Here is a 20,118-nt window from a genome sequence, read left to right as displayed (position 1 = left end):
TTAACAAGAGAACTTAAGAATGTTTGAATGAATTTTTAGTGTATGGGCAAGCGGAGGAATTGAAAAGAAATTTATTGAGAAATAAAATTACACATTAGGGCACGTCCCTAATGTGTAATAAAGGGAAATTTAAGGGTAAATTAAGATATAAAAAACTGGTTTTGATATAAAATAACATATTTTTGTAAATATTGATTTTTATGCCAGCAATTCTCTGGATCGCTTATGAAAAGGAAGCCTGAATGTTTAAGTTTTTAGATTTGTAAGAAAAGATGATTCTGAAAATCATCAAGGGAAATATTTGAAATTTGAATAAAGGGTTTTGGTTATAAATACTTCTTGTTTGAAAGAAAACTTTCTGACTATAAATATCAACCTATTAATGACAAAGCTATGAAAAAACATTTAATTTTATTATTCAGTGTACTTATGGCATTCGGATTTCCGAGCTGTAGCGATGATGAACAGGAACCGCCTGTTGTGGAACCGGAAGTTGTAACATTGTCCGTTGGTACGGAGAATGGGTATGGAGAAGAACTTCCTGTTACTTGGAATGAAGGGGATCAGCTAGGTGTGTTTGCAGCGGAGACGCTGAATGGAACTTTTTTACTTTCCGGGGAGGGAGGAAAAGTTACAAGTGATTTTACCGGGAAAATTATGGGGGAACCTTCTACGTATCAGGTTTATTATCCTTATTCTGCCGCTGCTGTTCTGGATGGAAGTGAATTATCTGTTAAAGTTCCGGAATTACAGCATTATACGGCAGGTAAACTGACGAAGGGTGAAAATCCGATGGTAGGGGTAGCTGCTTCGACAACTATACAAATGAAAAATTTGTGTGGTATATTGGGAATAAAAGTGGTGGCAGAAAGGAATATTTCTGTTTATGATATTACATTTAAAGGGGCAGAGGGGCAAAAAATCGCCGGAGAGGCTACTTAGATATGAATTATGGTGAAGGGAATCCTACACTCTTGATGTCAGAAACTGCCACGAATGTGGTTAGATTGACTGTATCGGAAAACGGTTTTGCGATAGCTGAAGGAACTTCTGTAATGTTTTATATTGTATTACCGCCTCAGGTTTATACGAATGCGGAAATTACGATTCATACCGGAGAGGAAGAAAATAAAACAATTGCAGTAGAAGGAGACTTGACGATAAAGCGCTCTGAGCTAACAAAGGGTGTGGAATTCGTTTTTGATAAAGAGGCGGAGCAGAAACCTACAGAAGGGATTGATTTGAACGATCCGGTCAGATACGGTATGAGTGGGGCGACAGAGGTTTATTCGAACTGTTATCTGATAAATCAGCCTGGAACTTATTTTTTGAATGCCACTGTCATTGGAAACGGGAGGAACGGGCTTCATCCGGACGGAGGATTCCATACCGAATCTGTGTCGATTGCACCTCTTTCAGCAGCGCTATTATGGGAAGAAGAAGAGGGGACAATAACCGATGTGAAACTGAGCGATGGGGGAACTTACCTGATGTTTACTGCCGTTAAGGTTCCCGGAAATGTAGTTCTTGCCGTATATGACGGAGAAAATGGAAGTGGTACTGTTTTGTGGAGCTGGCATATCTGGCTTTCTGAAACGCCCCGGGACCATCAATATAAAGATACGGATGGAAATAATACTTATCTTGTTATGGACCGGAATCTGGGAGCCCAATATGCGCCTGCTACCGATGTACAGGCTGATATTGAGGCGATGACTGCCGCTCAGCGTTGGGCCGCTTATGGGTTATATTATCAGTGGGGAAGGAAGGATCCTTTCTGGGGTGGTTTAACTGCTACAGGTATGAAAGAAAAAACAGTATTCGGACAAGTGACTACTTTTAATACTGTTGCTTTTGATAAGACAGAGGATAATGCGAATAATAACCTCTTGTATGCCATTCAGCATCCTGCCACGTATATCACTTACAATAAGAGTATTTTGGCGTGGACATTTACTCCTGTTAAAAATCTTTGGGGGAATCCTGCGGGGTATGATAATTATCCGAAAGGTCAGAAGACAATTTATGATCCTTGTCCTGTGGGATATATGGTTGCCCCTGCTGATTTGTGGCTGGCCGTCGGTTTCGATCAGGCGTATGTGGGTAAATTTTCGAAGGGGCGTATGTTTAAGTACGATGGGTCTCATATTGCCTGGTATCCGGGTGCTGGGTTGCGTTGGGAGGATGATGGCGGATTGGGAGATGTGGGAATCGCCGGGTACTATTGGTCGAATTCTGCCTTTGATGCGGAAGGAAAAGGAGCGGTAGAATATTTGTTTTTCCTCAGTTCGACGGAGATATTTAACTTTAATCAATATGCTTCGGCTTCAGGGCATAATGTACGTTGTATAAGAGAATAAGCGTAGACGAGGAGGGAAATCTATTGACGTTTATCTTGTAAGACCTTATCTCTTTGGAATGAAAAAGAGATAAGGTCTTATTTTGAGAGGGATTAATTTATATTTTTGTAATTTATAAAGTAATATTATATTTATTCGAATGTTTAAAGAATTGGCGGTACTGCATAACGAAGTAAAAAGTTATTAGGGGAAGAGTCTGTTCCGGGGGCCAGCGAAATTTACAGACGGAATATTTAAACATTTGAGCTTTTGAATCGGTTTACAAATAGAAATCCGCTGAAAAATTCATTTTAATAGAGAAAATGATGAAAGAAAATAAATACGACGAGGAATGTTTTTTTAATCAGTATAGTCAGATGTTGCGTTCGCTGGAAGGTTTGAAAGGGGCAGGTGAATGGCCTGTCTTAAAAGCCGTTTTACCAGATTTTCAAGGGAAAAGAGTACTGGATTTGGGATGCGGTTTCGGATGGCATTGTCGGTATGCTATCGAACACGGTGCCTTATCAGCGGTAGGTATTGACCTTTCGGAAAAAATGATAAAAGAAGCTAAAAAGAGAAATGCTTTTCCGCAGATTGAATATCGTTGTATGGCTATTGAAGATTTTGATTTTGAGCCGGAAACATACGATATCGTACTCAGTTCTCTGGCATTTCATTATCTGGAGTCATTTGAAGATTTGTGCCGGAAGATTTATGGTGGTCTGACCCGACATGGAAATTTCGTATTTTCGGTAGAACATCCCGTATTTACTGCCTATGGAAGTCAGGATTGGTATTATAATGAACAGGGAGAACGTTTACATTGGCCTGTGGACCGTTATTTTGCAGAAGGAAAACGAACGGCTCGTTTTTTGGGAGAAGAAGTAATAAAATATCATAAGACTTTGACAACTTATGTGAGAGGGGTGATAGGTGCTGGATTTGAAATAACCGATTTGGTGGAGCCTGAACCTGAAGGAACCTTTTTAGAAACCATCCCGGATATGAAAGATGAATTGCGTCGTCCGATGATGTTAATTGTGGCTGCGGTAAAAAAATGATATTTTCTTTCAAAGAAAGGGTATCGTTTTGTTAACTGCTTCTACGAGCCTTTTTAAAATGTCCTTTCTTTTTAAGGAAGTATTTCTGTTTTTAGTCTTTCTGTAAAAAATCCCTCCATGTCTTGAAAATGGCATTAAAATTCTGGTGATAAAAATAGCTTTTGAATACATAAAATTGCAAGTTACAAGCCAGAATTGACAGGTTGCAAAGGTGAGTTAGAATTAATAATCTGTAATTGTTTTTCATTGGAGGATTTTGCTTGTAACTTGCATAGAGGGCAACCTGTATTTTATATATTATTTTTATCTAAAAGTTCGGCTAGTTTTTGCCGGAATTGGAGCAATTGTAGTATGGACGAGAGGTCTAGTGCCTGGTCATCGACTGTTAGCCGATAAGTGATTTTCGGTTGTACTGCTTCTTCTGACCAATGAATTTGCTGACAGATGGCAGGAGTTTCTTCCAGAAAATTATTGTCCCTGGAGGGATCGGTTTGAATATCTACAGGAAACAGGACTTCGTTTTGTGGAGCTGAGGGATATACCAAAGAATAAGCTTCCGGTTTATCGGATTCTTCTCTTTCGATTAAATTCAGAAATGTAAGGATGGATAAGGCTATCTTTCTCATTTGCCGGGAAGAAGTGCATTGGAGATAACCGTCGTGGGTGTTCATAGAATAGAGGATATGGAAACAGTTATGATCTGCATAACGGATTCGAATTTTGTCGAAATGGATCTGGTCCTTTTCTTTTTTGATCGTTTGACAATAAATTGAATTTTGTTTGGGGGCTAACATCGCATCGATGACTTCCTGTATTTCTTTAAGGCGTGAAATCGATAATTGCCGGAGAAGTTGGTTTCCTATCCGGACAGAATAACTTTGTCCGGACGAATGACGAACGGACGATAAATCGTTTTTTTTATTAGTTGTTGTTTTCATAGTATATAGATTAGAGTCGTAAATGTATTCCCGGATGTTTTAACTATACACCTTGTTCTTTGTTTAAGAGAGAATCATCTCTCTGATTTTGGTGCAATATTGGTATATTAGTGCAATATTGTATATAAGGGGCAGATTGAAATACCGGATTATTAAAAATGGGACAGTCCTTTCTGTCTATTTTTAATAAAGCCGGGATCGGATATTTCAATGGGGAAAATTTCTTTTTAGAGATTTTGGGATCTTTTCCCATTCAACAAAATTTTCGCCAGAGCAGAAATAAGGAACGGTTCCGCCTTTCCCGTTGTCCTACACTTCAAGAGCAGTGGGCACATTAATGCTCCACACGGGGGTACAGAACCGTTATACTAAGAGCAGCAGGCAAAAAAATGCCTGCCGCGATTGACAGGTTTCCCTGCTCTTGGGTAATGTAGGACAGAAGCAAATGTAATATTATTTTTTCAGTATTGCAATATCAAATGAAAAATTTTATTAAATGGAGGAAAGAAAAACGGAAATGACGGATTGGATTTTTTATACAATTGTCCTTTCTGTTTCTGATGAAATGGTATCTTTGCCTTGATAAAACAGAAGCTATGAAAATTTATACAAAGACCGGTGATAAGGGAACGACTCGTATTCATGGAGGAGAGCGGGTAGATAAAGATGACATCCGGATTGAAGCGAACGGGACATTGGATGAATTAAATGCTGCGATAGGGGTTGTTCGTTCTTTTCTGAAGGAGGGGCATGAATGGCAACAGGTCCTTTATAATATTCAGAAGAATTTGATGATTGTCATGTCGCAGGTAGCGACGCCTTCGGAAATCAGAGAAAGGAATCCCAACGTTTTACCGGCAGAACTCATTCCGTTATGTGAAGCGGAAATTGATCGTTTGTCTGAAGAATTGCTGGAAGAAGGTTATTTTGTGCTTCCCGGTGGGAATTTGATATCGGCTCATTGTCATTTGGCTCGTACGATTGCTCGCCGGGCAGAAAGGCGTTTGTGGGCATTGAACAAAAAGGATGTTTTGCTTCCTGAAATTTTAGTATTTGTAAACCGGCTTTCTGATCTTTTCTTTGTGATGGCAAGGGTAGCTATGCAAAGAGAGGGAAGTCTGGAGGAAAAGTGGAAATCTTTTACTTATAAAAAGAAATAAATGACAGATTTTTTGCAGCCTAGAAAATTAGGTAAGTTAAAGCCGATTATGTTTGTCGGTACGTGTTCGGATGCGGGGAAGAGCGTGATCAATACGGCCTTTTGCCGGATATTCCGGCAGGATGGTTATTTCCCTGCTCCGTTTAAGGCGCAAAACATGTCGTTGAATTCTTATTCGACACCGGAAGGGGGAGAAATCGGGCGGGCTCAGGCTGTTCAGGCGGAGGCTTGTGGGATAAAGCCTCATACCGACATGAATCCGGTGCTGTTGAAACCGACCAATGATAAGAGCTCTCAGGTAATATTAAACGGTCGGCCGGTTGGGAATATGAGTGCGAGGGAATATTTCCGCAGTGGGAATAAGGATCATTTGTTACAGCAAGCTATTGCAGCCTACAAACGACTGGCTGAGAGATACAATCCGATTGTATTGGAGGGAGCCGGAAGTATTTCGGAGTTAAACCTGCGGGATCGGGATATTACCAATATGCGTATGGCTGCGGAAGTGGGAGCGGCGACTTTTTTGGTGGCGGATATCGACAGGGGAGGGGTTTTTGCTTCGGTATATGGTTCGGTGATGTTGTTGCCGGAGAAGGAGCGGAGATTGATAAAAGGGATTTTCATTAATAAATTCCGGGGGGATATTTCTTTATTTGAGGAAGGCCGGAAGTTAATTCAGGAGTTGACGGGTATTCCGGTGGTCGGAGTGTTGCCTTATTTTACGGATATTCAGATAGAGGAGGAGGATTCTGTTTCTTTGGTACAAAAGGAAATGCATGCGCTTTCCGGAAAAATCAATGTAGCTGTGGTATTGTTGAGAAGGATTTCCAATTTTACGGATTTTAATGTTTTAGAGCGTGACGAGCGTTTCCATTTGTATTATACCAATAATGTGGAGGAAATCCGGAAAGCCGATATTATTATTTTGCCCGGTTCGAAAAATACGATAGCTGATTTAATAAATATCCGGGCGAATGGAATTGCAGATGCTGTTGTGCAGGCCTATAAGGCAGGCAAGAAAGTCATTGGAATTTGTGGGGGGTATCAGATGATGGGCTTACGGATTGAGGATCCGGATCAAATGGAAGGAGAAGTCGGGACTGTTCCGGGTTTAGGATTGTTTCCGCTGGTAACGGTGATGGAAAAGGAGAAGACGACTTGTCAAAGCCGTTTTCGCTATAAGGGAGGAGAAGAGTGGTGTGAGGGATATCAGATTCATATGGGAAAGACGGAGGAAGTCGGGAAGGAAGGAAGGGAGATAACCCGGAGTTTGAATATATTAGATACCGGAGAAAAGGACGGATATTATCTGGATGATAGGTGTTGGGGAAGTTATATGCATGGCATTTTAGACCATGCTTCGGTTTTAAACGATTTAGCTGCCGGCTTGACGCAAGAACGGTGTGAGAACTTTGATTACATGGCTTTTAAACAGCAACAATACGATAAATTGGCCCGACAGGTCAGAGCGGCAGTGGATATGGAATATATATATTCCACTTTGCGGGAGAATGCCGGGAACTAAGTCCGGCCGGTAATCATGGAGATAAAGTCTGTTTTTTCTCCCCAGTAGAAATGGATATAGCTTGCGATGGTCCGATTCAGGCTGTAAATCGGGGTATCTACTTTTGTTCCTTGGGCGTTATAAACCTGAGTCCGGGGGAGAGAGGGAACGGAACCCGCTACGATACGGGAGTAATGGAATTCGTGTCCTCTCCATTCCTGTCCGTTACAGATCACTTTCCGATAGCCTAATTTCAGTTTCATATTTTCCATCGTGGCAGCCTGGGGCAGGTATTGGCACATGGGATATTTTTTCCCCTCTGCGTCGGCAATAAATTCGCCTAAATACATCATTCCGCCGCATTCTGCCAGCAGATGACCTCCGGACTGGCAGTAAGCCAAGAGCGACTGGCGCATTTCCTGATTGGCGCTGAGGCGTTGCAGATAAAATTCCGGGTATCCGCCTGGCAGGTAGACAAAGTCGGAAGGAGGTAATTGGGTATCCTGGAGAGGACTGAAAAAAGTAACTTGTCCTAATTTCTTTAGCGACCGAATATTTTCCGCATAAATAAAATTGAATGCTTCGTCTTGGGCTATAGAGATGCGTAATCCGGATGCTGGGGAAATCGCTTCAGTTGACTCCTCTGCCGGCTGAGGGAAGGGTTGGGAGGTTACTTCCAGAAGTCGTTGAATATCGATTGTTTTTTCTACTTCAGTAGCAACCTGTTCTGCAAATTCGTCCAGGCAAAATTCGGTATCGATACTCAGTCCCAGATGACGGGAAGGTATTTCGATAGACTGGCATTTCCGGAGATAGCCCAATGCTTCCACCCCTGTATCTTGACAGGCTTGACGCAGGTAGTCGTAATGGGTAGGAGAGCTGACAAAATTAAAAATTGCTCCGACAATCCGGATATGGGGTTGAAAATGTTTAAATCCATAGAGAATCGGGGCCACAGAATAAGCTGAGGAACGGGCATTGATAATCAATATGACGGGTTGATCCAAAATCCCGGCAATTTCGGCGCTGCTGCCTTGCATGTCTTTATAACCGTCAAATAAGCCCATGACTCCTTCGGTGACACAGACGTCCGCCTGTTGACCATAGTAGGAATAAAGACTTTTAATATGTCCGGCCGATGCCAGGAAAGAATCCAGGTTTATGGCATTCTTGCCGGCTGCTATCGCATGGTGCTTCGGATCCAGATAGTCCGGACCGCATTTAAACGGCTGTACCTGTAATCCTCGCTTCCGGATAGCGCGTAATAAGCCTATCGTAAGGGTTGTTTTCCCGCATCCGGAAGACGTCGCTCCGATCAGAAATTGAGATTTGTTTGAGGTAGAGAAGTGAGAAAACATTTTGTAATGAGCTAAGGGGATAATCAATTTTATTTTTGCAAATATAACGTTTAAATATTCAACTGTTCGATGTGGAACTGAATTAAAGATATTTCGGGTCAGATAAATCTATGTCTGACATTTCCCGGATAAACGGCCTTTCGATTGTATTTAATGAATTCTTCCGCTTTTCTGAAGGAACACAAAATGAAATAGGAAGGTTATTAAAACTTTTAAACATTTACACATTGAAATTAGCATATCTTAATAAAACTTTCTATATTTGCCCCACTTTGGTGATTCGGCAGATGAGCTTCTGCCGTTTAATAGGGAATCCGGTTGGAATCCGGAACAGTGCCCGCTACTGTGATGCCCTTTGTGATGAAAAGTATCTTACACCACTGTCTGCGCGTAAAGACGGGAAGGTTGCTTTTCAGGGCTTAGTCAGGAGACCTGCCAGAGTACAATACAGCTAATAGAGTATTTTCGGGGCCAGGAATACGAATATTAATGTCTTAATTTAATCATTTTTATGAAAAGAAAATGTGTGCTGGCAGCAGTACTGTCGTTTCTTGTGGTATGTGTTTATGCACAGGTGAATATCAGTGGAAAGGTAGTGAGTCTGGAAACCGGGCGACCGGTGGACGGGGCCAATATTCGGGTAGATCATAGTTTAGCCGGATGTTCAACGAATGCGAAGGGGGAATTTATGCTTCGTAATTTACCTGCCGGTGAGCATGTCCTTCGGGTAACCCATGTCAGTTATGTACCTCAATCTGTGCTTGTAAAGGATGGGAAGACGGATGTCCGGATACGTTTGGAAGACAGCCATGTCAATATCGGACAGGTGGTAGTGACCGGAACGGGGACTCACCACCGGCTGACGGACAGTCCGGTGCCGGTATCCGTAATTACGGCTAAAGATATTCGGGAGGCTAATCTGTCGACAATGGAAGAAGTGCTGACAAAAATGAATCCTTCTTTTGCTTTTGTAACGAGTGGAATGGGGACGACGATGAGTCTGAACGGACTGAATGATGATTATATTCTGGTGTTGGAGAATGGCAAGCGACTGGCCGGGGATGACCGGATTGCCCGTATCAATATAGCGAATATCAAGCGAATAGAAATTTTGAACGGTGCTGCTTCGGCGCTTTATGGGAGTGATGCCATTGGAGGAGTGATCAACGTCATCACCAATGACTCAAAGAATGCAGTGAACCTCTCCAACGACACCCGTTACGGAAGTAAGGGACGTTTTTCCGAAGCCGTGAATGCCGATTTCAGTGCCGGGAAATTCAGTTCCTATACTTCTTATCAGCGGTTGCAGGCAGAGGGTTGGCAATTAAATGCTTTAGCTGCATCTTATGCTACAGATAAGAAAACCCGATTGAAATACCGTACGCCGGAAAAAGATAAGCCAACGGGAAAAGAAGCTTCTACAGCTTATTATTCCAATACAATCAACCAGCGGTTTACCTATGAAGTGAACGATCGTTTGTCTTTCGGGATCAGGGGATCTTATTATAATTGGAAGAACGATCGTCCGGTGACAGAGTATAAATACAATATGAAGCATGAGACTTATACTTACGGAGCTGAATTAAAATATATGATTCATAAATCGGCTTATCTTGCTGCTGATTTTTATTCTGACAATTTTACTTCGCGTTACGATTCGATCTGGAAGCCGGGAGAAAAGCCCTTGGGTGAGGAAACCCGTAAACGTGTACGGTATTATAACGGCTCTTTAAAAGGTATTTTCAAAATCGGCCAAAGTCAAAAATTTTCAATCGGGTTAGAGTATGTAAAAGAAAATTTGATGAGTGTTTCTGATAAACTGAAGGGAGAAAATATGTATACGATGGCTGTTTTTGCTCAGGATGAAATCCGTTTATTCCGGAATTTTCAAGCTGTTGTCGGAGTTCGGTACGTTTATAATGAATATTTTAAGAATTATGCGACTCCCAACGTTGCTTTGCGTTACAAGTGGAAAGATTTCAATTTCCGGGCTTCTTATGCCTCCGGTTTCCGGACCCCTACGTTGTCTCAGTTATATGCGACAGATATAGCCAAGACAACGGATATGATTACGATCGCAAATCTGCATTTAAAGCCGGAAAAAAGCGATTATTTTATGTTGAATATTGAATACGTACATCAGCGTTTCACCTTGTCGGTTTCCGGATATATAAATGAAATCCGGGATATGATCGCTTACCGTCAATTGAGTCCTGAAATTGCGGCGGAATTAGGGCATGACGAAGCACAACAACGGGATAATATTGCAAAAGCTGAAGTAAAAGGGGTTACCTTGGCCTTCAATGCTTATATAGGGGCGGGATTTTCAATTGGCGGGGGTTATAATTTTATGGATACAAAAGATAAGACAACAAATCTTCCTATTGATAAAAGTGTCAAAAATGTCTGGACGGCAAATGCTCGTTGGGGAGGGCATTGGGGGTGTTACCGGTTGAATATTAATTTGAATGGGCGAATTCAGGAAGGGCGGTATTCCAGGACTTATTATTATGATCCTGCTCCTCATTTTTCTCAATGGGATTTAAATACGCGTCATTCATTTTATTTAAAATCGGTTGTCCTGGAACCGGGGTTCGGAATTGAAAATTTGTTCGATGAGGTGGACGACCGGCCGTGGAATAGTAATTATTCGACCCTTCATCCGGGGCGTTCCTTGTATGTTAGCTTGGGAGTAAGGTTTAAACATTAATTCTGTTGATGGTGGGTTTTATTTTAAAATAAGGTCTGTTTATGAAAAATTTTTTTACCAAAATGGCTTGTGTGGCCCAACAGGTTGCCGGCTTCAATGCTCCTTCGGGTAAAGAGGAAGGGCATAATCGGGATCCCGTAAAAGCAAGGAAATATCCAAAACGTTCAAGGGGATAATCTTTGCATTTGACTACAAGTGGCCGGAGGGAAACTCCTTGAATGACAGAATTGTTGTATCTTTTTGTGATTCCCGAAAAATGTTTAGTTTGAGGGAAGCGGTGTATAGGATTTTAAGATTGCATGGCCGGAGATAAAAGGGGAATAAATACCCCCCTACTGTAGTCTCAAAAGTCGGCAACATGATTTTATAGGTTCGATAAAACTGATAATTTAAATACAATGAAAGATGAGATTAATTATTTGGATCGTTACATTATGCTGGGCATCCCTTGCTTTTGCCCATTCTGATGCGAATTATGTAGAATCGGATGTTTTTGGAAAGCTTGGCCCCCAGGACAAAGGGGTAATATTGATGGTGCATTTCGGAACCACCTATGCGGACACCCGGGAGAAAACCATAGAGGTAATCAATGCGAAAATGAAAGAAGCTTTTCCGGAGCTGGAGATTCGGGAAGCTTGGACTTCTCGGATTATTTTGCGTAAACTGAAAGAAAGGGGAGAGGAACGTTTAAATCCGACAGAAGCTTTAATTCGTTTGCAGAAAGAGGGTTTTACCCATGTGTTGGTACAGTCGACGAATATTATCGAAGGCACAGAGATGACGGAACTAAGGCGGGAAATAGAGAGTTTGGAGCCGAATTTTAAGGATGTTCGGGTCGGAAATCCGTTGTTGTATTCGCCGGAAGATTATGCTACCGTTATTCAGGCTGTCACTCAGGCTATGGATGGGATGGAAAAAGGAAGTCAGAAGTTATTGGTCGGCCATGGAACAGTTGTTCCGGCGACGGCTTCTTATGCTATGTTTGATTATATGCTGAAAGCAAAAGGATATTCCCACTACCATGTCGGTACGGTGGAAGGTTATCCTACTTTTGAAGAGGCATTGAATCAATTGGAGGCTACAAAACTTCCGGTTGTCACCTTAGCTCCTTTGATGTTTGTTGCCGGAGATCATGCTCGGAACGATATTGCCGGAGAATGGAAAGAGAAACTGGAGGAAAAAGGCTATGAAGTAAATCTTTACTTGAAGGGCTTAGGGGAAAATCCGGTTGTACAGGATTTGTATATTGCTCACGCTCGTTTTGCTGCCGGGCATAAAGCTGTGAGTATGGCTGTTAAAAAACGGAATTATAGTAAATGACGCCTGAAAAATAAGGTGGATGCTTTTTCTGAAATGTTTAGGGTGTCAGCTTGGGAAAAAGAAAACATTTTAATAAGAGCAAATTATTCAATTAAATTCAGCATTTCCGCTTTTTATTGGTTACGGTGAGTTTTACGCGTTCTGCGAAAACGAGAGGGAATCCGGTGGAAAACCGGAACAGTACCCGCTACTGTAAGGTCTTTTAAAAGAGAAAAGTTTCTTCTACCACGGCGTAAGCTGGAAGGTTTGCTTTTCGGGACTAAGTCAGGAAACCTGCCGTGACTACACGGATAATCTGTTCCCGGGGTCAGGAATAGAATTATAAAAATGGAGAAGGAGAGGCATCTAGAAAGGTGTATTTCCGAGAAGATTCGTAAACATGTTGATCAAAGTAATAAGACAAGTACATAAGATACTGGGTTTAGTGCTCAGTGTGTTGTTTCTGATGTGGTTTATTTCCGGAATAGTGATGATTTATCATAGTTTTCCGAGGATAAGTCCTACCCTGAAATGGGAAAGACAAGAGGCTTTATCTCCGGATTTACCGGCAATAGACACGCTTTTGAAAAGCTTACCGGATAGTGTAGAACTGAGGGGAATTTCTGTGGATATGTATCGGGAGCGACCGGTTTTTCATTTGCAGGGAAAACGATTTGTGGCGGAAGTTTATGCCGATTCTTTGCAGAAGGTCGAATCGCCTGATTTTGCTACGATCCGGAAGATAGCTGTGCGTTGGGGCGGTTCATCTGCTTATGCGGTAGATACGCTTTATCATTTGGATCAGTGGATTCTGTTCGGATACCTGAAAAAAGAATTCCCGATATACAAGTTTAGTTTTGAAGATACGGCTCATCAGGAATTGTATATTTCTTCAAAGAGCGGGCGGGTATTACAGTTAACCGACCGGCATTCCCGTTTCTGGGCTTGGTTAGGAGCAATTCCGCACTGGCTGTATTTTACTTCCTTGCGGCAAAATCAACCGTTATGGATTCACTTTATGCTCTGGGTTTCTGGCTTGGGAGCCCTCATGTGTTTTACCGGTCTCTGGATAGGGGGCTGGGCCTTCTGGAAAAACCGCAAGAAAGGTTTCCGGTCGCCCTATAAAAAATGGTGGTTACGCTGGCATCATATTAGCGGTACGATTTTTGGGATTTTTGCCTTGACTTTCGTATTCAGTGGCATGATGTCGCTGGTCGATCTCCCGGCCTGGATGCAAAAAGGGAAACAGAAAAATCGGGAGATCCGTTTTCGGGGACGAGGGGACGAAATGCTATCTATGAATAAGTATGTATTGGATTACCGGCGAATTGTGGGGCGTTTGGGGGAAGTCAAAAATATCGAGTGGTCTTCTTTTGGGAAACATCCTTATTATGTCGTCAATACTGCAACGGAAAAACACTATATCGACGCTTCCGATTCCACCCGTTTATCGCCTTTCCGGTTGACGGAGGCTCTGGTAAAGGAGACGGTACAGAAAATTCATGGCAAAGAGGTCCCTTATACTGTAACGTGGATGACCGACTGGGATAGTGACTATTATTCCCGCCGGGGAATGTTGACTCTTCCCGTGTATAAGGTAGTTGTCGGCGACGAACTCCATACCCGGCATTATTTTAACCCCGAGACTTTGTATCATCGACAGATTGACGACAATAGCCGTCTCAGGGGTATATTGTACAGTGGTCTGCATCGTTTGAATTTTAAATTTTTGGTTGACCGTCCGATTGTCTGGAATGTGGTGATGTATGTGTTACTGATCGGAGGCACTTTTCTTTCTCTTTCTGGTGTGGTTCTGATGTTAAAATGGTTGGGACGCATTATCCGGAAGGTCGTTAGAATTCAAAAATAGGATATTTAAGAGTGTAGAATAGAATTTTTAATGTTTTGAAAAGATGAAAAAGTTAATTTTGAGCTTAATTATATCAATTTATATAACGGGAGTATACGGGCAGCAGCGTAAGAGTATAACAGATACAATTTTTCCGTTGGAACAAGCAAATGTATATGGAACACTGAAGCATAAAGTGAATCTTCTGAATTTAGATGTACCCTTGAAAATTTTACCGGTAACGGTTACCCGTTTATCAGCCGATATATTGGAACGTAAAAATATTCTGAACCTGGAAGATGCTGTGCGTTTTTTACCGGGCGTTACGGTAAGAGATCAGTTGGGAGCCTTTTATCGGTTTTCGGTCAGGGGATCTAATGAGACGGTTATTTCTGTGGATGGTTTCCGGGACGAACGTTCTTTGTTAAACAATGTACCTTTCGGTGATTTGTCGTCGGTAGAGTCTATAGAAGTGTTGAAAGGAGCTGCGGCTGTATTGAGCGGTCATTCCGTGATGGGGGGAGTAATCAATATTGTACGCAAAAAAGCGGTTCCCGAATTTACTGCGGGAGCCCGCGTAAGTTATGGGAATTGGGACATAAAATCTGCCAGTTTGGATTTCGGCGGAAAATTATTCGGACCTTTAACTTATCGGGCTACAGCTCATTATTCTACGGGAGAGGGGTACCGGCATGTGCATGCAGATCGTTTTTCGGTTACCGGATCGTTGGCTGCCAATATCGGTAAAACCGGACATTTTGAGGGAACTATTGGCTATAGCGACGATAAATACGATACAGAAATCGGTTCTGCTCCTACTCTATCTTCCAGAATGGGGGATGTGATGAATTCCGCAGGAGAGATTGTCATGCCGGTAGGAGCGCGAAATCCTTTTGCCGATTATCATACCGTATATAACGATTTTAACAATAATACGATGAAACGGCGGGTGGCCGATATTTCCCTGACCTATACCCAGGAATTGGCTTCGTTTATGAAATTGCGGGAAAGATTCAGTTGGAACCATAGTGATCTGGATTACGCCAGTGTGGAAGGAATGAGCTACCGGACAGATACTGTAAATCGTTTTGGAGGAGGATATTATTATGAAAGTAGAGGGAAAAAGTATTACATAGATCTGACCGATTCGTTAATTACCGGAAGTCCTCTTTGTTTTAGTCCGGATAGCCGGGGATGGACCAATACGGTCGAATTGACCGGAGATTTTAAAACAGGAAGTGTCGGGCATAAATATATTCTCGGGTATACTTATTCTTTTTTCAATTATACGCAATATAACGGCTGGAAGGAAGGAGATACCTGGGGACCGGGATTGAATCAGGTGGTTGCCTTACACCATCCTCATTTAGCACGTAACTGGTGGGATTATAAATATTCCGAAGCTTCTATACGGGAATGGAGGACTTCCGGGCTTTATCTGCATGATGTGATAGCTATCGATACCAAGTGGAAAGCGATGGGATCCGCCCGTATGGATTTTTACAATTACCGCACGGCTACTGCGGCCGTAAAAAATGGAGGACAGGATTATGACAAAGAAGATCGTAGTGAATGGAAAAAGGTGAGGACTTCTGCATTTACCGGCCGGGCCGGTTTGGTATATATTCCGGTAGAGACCCTTTCTCTGTATGCTTCTTTTGGGTCGCATTTTAAGCCATACAATACCCTGTATAGTAACCGGGTGATTTATCTGGATAAAAGCGGAAATCGCTTTAATCCTTCTCCGGATGGAGGAGAGGTATTTAAACCTGAAAAAGGATATCAGGCGGAAGTTGGAGTGCGGTATATGTGGAGAAACCGGTTGGATTTTTCCGCAAGTGTATATTATATCCGCAAAAATAATGTAGTCAAATCTTTAGGTACTGAGCACGAGAAGGATGAAAACGGAGTGGAGGTGGAGAAAACCATTCAGGGACAAGTCGGAACGGCCGATTCCCGGGGATTCGATGTGGAACTGACTGTGCGGCCTGTCTCTACCTTGGCAATTACCGGTGGATTGGGATGGCAGGATTACCGGGTCAGAAAGATCAATAAAAGCGATGAGTTTCCCGAATATACGGACGCCAGTAAAAATGTAAGGGCAACTGGTATTCCCCGGACGACTTTTTATATATACGGAGATTACACTATTCCCAAAGGGGTATTGAAAAATCTATCGATTCATTTGAGCGGAACTTTCCAGGATAAGGTTTTTACGAATGTAGCCACCCGTACTTATTATCCGGCTTTATTTCTGGTAGACGGAGGGTTGTTTTATACGATAAAGAAAAAAGTGACTTTGGCTTTGAATGTGGACAATCTTTTTGATAAAGAATATTTCAAGAGTACCACTGTCTTGGGCAAACCAAGGAATTTTACCGGTACAATAGCTTATCGTTTTTAGAAGATGCTGAAATTACGCTTTTTAAAAGGAGAAAGAAGGTGTCAAAAGTCCGATATTACTTTTGGCATATTCTTTTTGCTTTAAAATATTAACTTTGTCAGAAAATAGAAAGGTAAGTAAATAATGGGGAAAATAATTATTGCCGGGATCGGACCGGGTTGTGAAGAAGATATTACGCCTGCTGTAGGTGCGGCTATTGCGATGTCGGATGTGGTGGTCGGGTATAAGTATTATTTTGCTTTTATCCGGAAATGGATAAAAGAAGGAGGAGAATGTGTGGATTCCGGAATGCGTAAGGAACGGGAACGGGCAGCTGTGGCATTTGACTATGCGGAACAGGGAAAAACAGTATGTGTAATCAGTTCGGGAGATGCCGGGATTTATGGAATGGCTCCTTTGCTTTGGGAAATGAAACGGGAGCGGAATGCGGCGGTGGAGATGGAAGTCTTACCGGGAATCAGTGCTTTTCAAAAAGCTGCGGCTTTGTTAGGTGCTCCGATAGGTCATGATTTTTGTGTAATTTCATTGTCCGATTTACTGACCCCTTGGGAGAAAATAGAACGTCGGATTCAGGCTGCGGCTACTGCTGATTTTATAACGGCAGTATATAATCCTAAAAGTGAAGGACGTTACTGGCAGTTGTACCGTTTGAAAGAGATTTTTTTGCAAGAACGGGCCGGGAATACCCCGGTGGGTTTTGTGCGGCAAGCCGGGAGACCGGAGGAAGAGGTGAAGCTGACGACATTGATTGATTTTGACCCGGAAGAAGTGGATATGTTTACTGTGGTATTGATCGGAAATAGTCAATCGTATCAATGGCAGCACAAATTTATTACTCCTCGTGGTTATTATAGGGCAACGGAGGAGGCAAGCACTAAACCCGGACAAGAGATCATGATCCGGAGCTTCCGTACTATCGCTTCTGAATTGAGGAATCCCGATATCCCCTTCGATCGTAAATGGGCTTTACTCCATGCCATTCATACGACGGCTGATTTTGATATGGAAAATATTTTTTATGCGGATGAAGGGGCTGTTGAACAGATATATAAAGCTTTAAGTGGAGGACAGGTGGACACTATTGTTACGGATGTAACGATGGTAGCTTCAGGGATCCGGAAAAAAGCTTTGGAACGTTTGGGAGTGAATGTGAAGTGTTATTTAGGCGATCCCCGGGTGGAAGAAATGGCTTTGAAGTGGAATATCACCCGTACTCAGGCCGGGATCCGTTTGGCTGTAGAAGAGCATCCGGATGCTTTGTATGCTTTTGGAAACGCTCCCACAGCGCTTATGGAGTTATGTCGTCTTATCCGGCAGGGAAAAGCGAATCCGGCCGGGGTGGTCGGAGCACCCGTCGGATTTGTAAATGTGAAGGAATCCAAATACATGCTGAAAGCTTTGGGGAAGCTGCCTAAAATCATGGTTGAAGGTCGTAAAGGAGGTAGTAATTTGGCGGCAACTCTTGTAAATGCTGTATTGTGTTTTGACGATGCTGAGCAATTATGGCCGGGAAGAGATCTTTAATTAAAAGGCCGGCGGAAAAGAAGGGGGGCAATTTAAGTCCGGAGACTGCCAACCGATTGAGAGCAAATCACGGAGGCTAATGCTAAAAGATAGGTAGGTCACAAACTTTAAATAGAAATATATCTGGTCGATGAGGCACATTATTGATGTAAATACCTGGAAACGCAAAGAGGAATATTTATTTTTCAGGACTTTTTTCAATCCCATGGTAGCCGTAACGGTTGAAGTGGATTGTACGCAGGCTTATAAAAAGGCGAAAGAAAAAAAAGTTTCCTTTGCTTTGTATTATCTGCATGCGGCCCTTGTAGCGGCGAATCGGATCGAAGAATTCCGGTACCGGCAAGAGGGGGAAGAGGTCGTACTTTATGACCGGATCGATTTGTTTACGCCTGTTTTGACTGCGGATGGAAGTTATCGTTCGGTATTATTACCTGCTGAAGAAGAGTGGGAGACCTTCCGGAAAAAAGCGATGCCAATTATGGAAGCGGCTAAACAGGGAGTAGGCGAAGCGCATAGCGAAAAGGAACAGGGCCGGAATATCCTTTTGATCAGTGTAAATCCCTGGTATCGTTTTAGCAGCGTACAATTGGCAATTCCACAGGAACCGCAGTTGAACATCCCTATTTTTACTTTCGGAAAAGTAATGCTTGAAGGAGAGAAACGGATGATGCCGGTGTCTTTATCTGTGAACCATGCTTTTGTAAGTGGCTATCAAATCGGGTGTTTCCTCAAAGAATTTCAAGCTTTACTGGATCGTTAACGGATAATGTATGGAATTTTATATCATCGGCCTGGAAGATCGGCCTCAACCTGTTTTTAGTGAAGAAGTAAAGGAAATATTAAAGACTCATCGCATCTTTTCCGGAGGGAAGCGACATGCTGAATTGGTGGCCTCTCAACTTCCGGACGACCGGCTATGGATTGATATAAAAGTTCCTTTGCAGGCTGTATTCCGCACTTATGAGGCCTATGAAGAAATAGTGGTTTTTGCCTCCGGGGATCCTTTGTTTTTTGGTTTTGCCAATACCATACGAAAATTTATGCCGGAAGCCGTCATTCACGTATATCCTTGTTTTCATTCTTTACAGACCTTGGCTCACCGGCTTATCTTGCCTTATCAGGATATGCATATGGTTTCTTTAACGGGACGTTCGTGGCATGAATTCGACAGGGCGCTGATAGAGGGGAAGGCGAAGATAGGCGTGCTGACAGACCATCGGCATACTCCCGCAGCCATAGCGGAGCGGATGTTGGAATACGGATATGATAATTACCGGATGAGTGTCGGTGAAAAGCTGGGGAATCCGGAGGAATGTATCCGGCAGCTGACTATAGCAGAAGCAGCTGTGACGGATTTCGGGACTCCGAATTGTCTGATTCTGGAGAAGACGAACAGCCGTCAGCGGTTTTTGGGTATACCGGAGGAGGCATTTTTCTTGTTGAATGGGAGAGAGAGAATGATTACGAAGATGCCGGTTCGTCTGTTGACATTGAGTCGTCTGGATTTATACTGCCGGAATTATTTCTGGGATATTGGTTTTTGTACCGGCTCGGTATCCATAGAGGCTAAATTGCAATTCCCGCATTTGCATGTTACGGCTTTTGAATGCCGGGAAGAGGGGAAAGAATTAATGAAAAAAAATAGCCGGAAATTCGGAACTCCCGGAATTGAAACGGTAATAGCGGATTTTCTGACAATAGATATAGACGGGTATGAATGTCCCGACGCCGTATTTATGGGAGGATATGGAGGGAAAATGGAGGAGGTGCTGCGAAAGATTAACGGGAAAATGAAAACAGGAGGGGTGCTTGTGTTTAATGCGGTATCGGAAGAAAGTCTCTTTTCGTTTGAGCAGATTATAACAAAATTGAATATGCAGATTGAAATGCGGGACCGGATCGTTTTGAATGAATACAATCCTATTGTCGTGATTCGGGCGAAAAAAGTGGTGTAGTATTTAAAGCAACTAACA

15 protein-coding genes and 2 riboswitches are annotated in these 20,118 nt (G+C 42.6%); of the genes, 13 read left to right on the top strand and 2 right to left on the bottom strand.

Translation table 11 applies throughout. The annotated features are described in order from the left end of the window. The first annotated feature begins 393 nt into the window (after positions 1-393). The 3 genes from HMPREF9449_RS07725 (at position 394) to HMPREF9449_RS07715 (ending at position 3,400) form a co-directional block, all read left to right on the top strand. Positions 394-942, top strand: coding sequence for a fimbrillin family protein (locus HMPREF9449_RS07725; RefSeq protein WP_009136699.1), 549 nt, complete (start codon positions 394-396; stop codon positions 940-942). Positions 943-944: 2 nt separating this feature from the next. Further along, on the top strand, positions 945-2,360 hold the full coding sequence (locus HMPREF9449_RS07720) for a fibrobacter succinogenes major paralogous domain-containing protein (protein ID WP_009136698.1): 1,416 nt from the start codon (positions 945-947) through the stop codon (positions 2,358-2,360). Between the two features lie 305 nt (positions 2,361-2,665). After that, positions 2,666-3,400, top strand: a complete 735-nt coding sequence (locus tag HMPREF9449_RS07715; protein WP_009136697.1) for a class I SAM-dependent methyltransferase — start codon at positions 2,666-2,668, stop codon at positions 3,398-3,400. Between the two features lie 290 nt (positions 3,401-3,690). On the opposite strand, the gene HMPREF9449_RS07710 is transcribed toward HMPREF9449_RS07715, so the two are convergent. Continuing rightward, positions 3,691-4,338 carry a hypothetical protein gene (locus tag HMPREF9449_RS07710; protein ID WP_009136696.1) on the bottom strand — a complete coding sequence of 216 codons (648 nt, stop codon included), beginning with the start codon at positions 4,336-4,338 and terminating at the stop codon, positions 3,691-3,693. A gap of 596 nt (positions 4,339-4,934) precedes the next feature. Between HMPREF9449_RS07710 and HMPREF9449_RS07700 the strand changes: the two genes are divergently transcribed. Together HMPREF9449_RS07700 and HMPREF9449_RS07695 are read left to right on the top strand one after the other, a co-directional pair. Continuing rightward, positions 4,935-5,498, top strand: a complete 564-nt coding sequence (locus HMPREF9449_RS07700) for a cob(I)yrinic acid a,c-diamide adenosyltransferase (protein ID WP_009136695.1) — start codon at positions 4,935-4,937, stop codon at positions 5,496-5,498. After that, a complete protein-coding gene (locus HMPREF9449_RS07695; RefSeq protein ID WP_009136694.1) occupies positions 5,499-7,022 on the top strand; it encodes a cobyric acid synthase in 1,524 nt (507 codons plus the stop codon). Here HMPREF9449_RS07695 and HMPREF9449_RS07690 read toward each other — a convergent pair. Next, positions 7,019-8,359: a cobyrinate a,c-diamide synthase gene (locus HMPREF9449_RS07690; RefSeq protein WP_040611268.1), complete on the bottom strand. Its 1,341-nt coding sequence runs from the start codon at positions 8,357-8,359 to the stop codon at positions 7,019-7,021. The genes HMPREF9449_RS07695 and HMPREF9449_RS07690 overlap by 4 nt on opposite strands. A 256-nt stretch (positions 8,360-8,615) precedes the next feature. Beyond that, positions 8,616-8,813, top strand: a riboswitch (cobalamin riboswitch). 57 nt (positions 8,814-8,870) lie between these two features. Between HMPREF9449_RS07690 and HMPREF9449_RS07680 the strand changes: the two genes are divergently transcribed. The 8 genes from HMPREF9449_RS07680 to HMPREF9449_RS07650 all read left to right on the top strand — a co-directional run bounded on the left by HMPREF9449_RS07680 (position 8,871) and on the right by HMPREF9449_RS07650 (position 20,100). Beyond that, entirely contained in the window at positions 8,871-11,069 is a 2,199-nt protein-coding gene (locus HMPREF9449_RS07680) for a TonB-dependent receptor (RefSeq protein ID WP_009136691.1), read from the top strand. A gap of 41 nt (positions 11,070-11,110) precedes the next feature. Further along, a complete protein-coding gene (locus HMPREF9449_RS16910) occupies positions 11,111-11,245 on the top strand; it encodes a hypothetical protein (RefSeq protein WP_009136690.1) in 135 nt (44 codons plus the stop codon). Between the two features lie 229 nt (positions 11,246-11,474). Continuing rightward, positions 11,475-12,389: a sirohydrochlorin cobaltochelatase gene (locus HMPREF9449_RS07675; RefSeq protein ID WP_009136689.1), complete on the top strand. Its 915-nt coding sequence runs from the start codon at positions 11,475-11,477 to the stop codon at positions 12,387-12,389. Between the two features lie 106 nt (positions 12,390-12,495). Then, a riboswitch (cobalamin riboswitch) is annotated at positions 12,496-12,684 on the top strand. Between the two features lie 84 nt (positions 12,685-12,768). Continuing rightward, the gene (locus HMPREF9449_RS07670; protein WP_009136688.1) at positions 12,769-14,238 is read left to right on the top strand and encodes a PepSY domain-containing protein; all 1,470 of its coding nucleotides are present in this window, start codon (positions 12,769-12,771) and stop codon (positions 14,236-14,238) included. Positions 14,239-14,281: 43 nt separating this feature from the next. Continuing rightward, complete coding sequence (locus tag HMPREF9449_RS07665) at positions 14,282-16,621, top strand: TonB-dependent siderophore receptor (protein WP_009136687.1); 2,340 nt, start codon at positions 14,282-14,284, stop codon at positions 16,619-16,621. A 123-nt stretch (positions 16,622-16,744) separates the two neighbouring features. After that, entirely contained in the window at positions 16,745-18,145 is a 1,401-nt protein-coding gene (cobJ, locus tag HMPREF9449_RS07660) for a precorrin-3B C(17)-methyltransferase (protein ID WP_009136686.1), read from the top strand. A 130-nt stretch (positions 18,146-18,275) separates the two neighbouring features. Further along, on the top strand, positions 18,276-18,905 hold the full coding sequence (locus HMPREF9449_RS07655) for a CatA-like O-acetyltransferase (RefSeq protein WP_009136685.1): 630 nt from the start codon (positions 18,276-18,278) through the stop codon (positions 18,903-18,905). Positions 18,906-18,915: 10 nt separating this feature from the next. After that, positions 18,916-20,100 carry a bifunctional cobalt-precorrin-7 (C(5))-methyltransferase/cobalt-precorrin-6B (C(15))-methyltransferase gene (locus HMPREF9449_RS07650; RefSeq protein ID WP_009136684.1) on the top strand — a complete coding sequence of 395 codons (1,185 nt, stop codon included), beginning with the start codon at positions 18,916-18,918 and terminating at the stop codon, positions 20,098-20,100. The last annotated feature ends 18 nt before the right edge of the window (positions 20,101-20,118 follow it).

The organism is Odoribacter laneus YIT 12061 (assembly GCF_000243215.1).
Taxonomy (GTDB): Bacteria; Bacteroidota; Bacteroidia; order Bacteroidales; family Marinifilaceae; genus Culturomica; species Culturomica lanea.
Note: the sequence above shows the minus strand (reverse complement) of the source record. Positions and strands in the feature narration are given on the sequence as shown.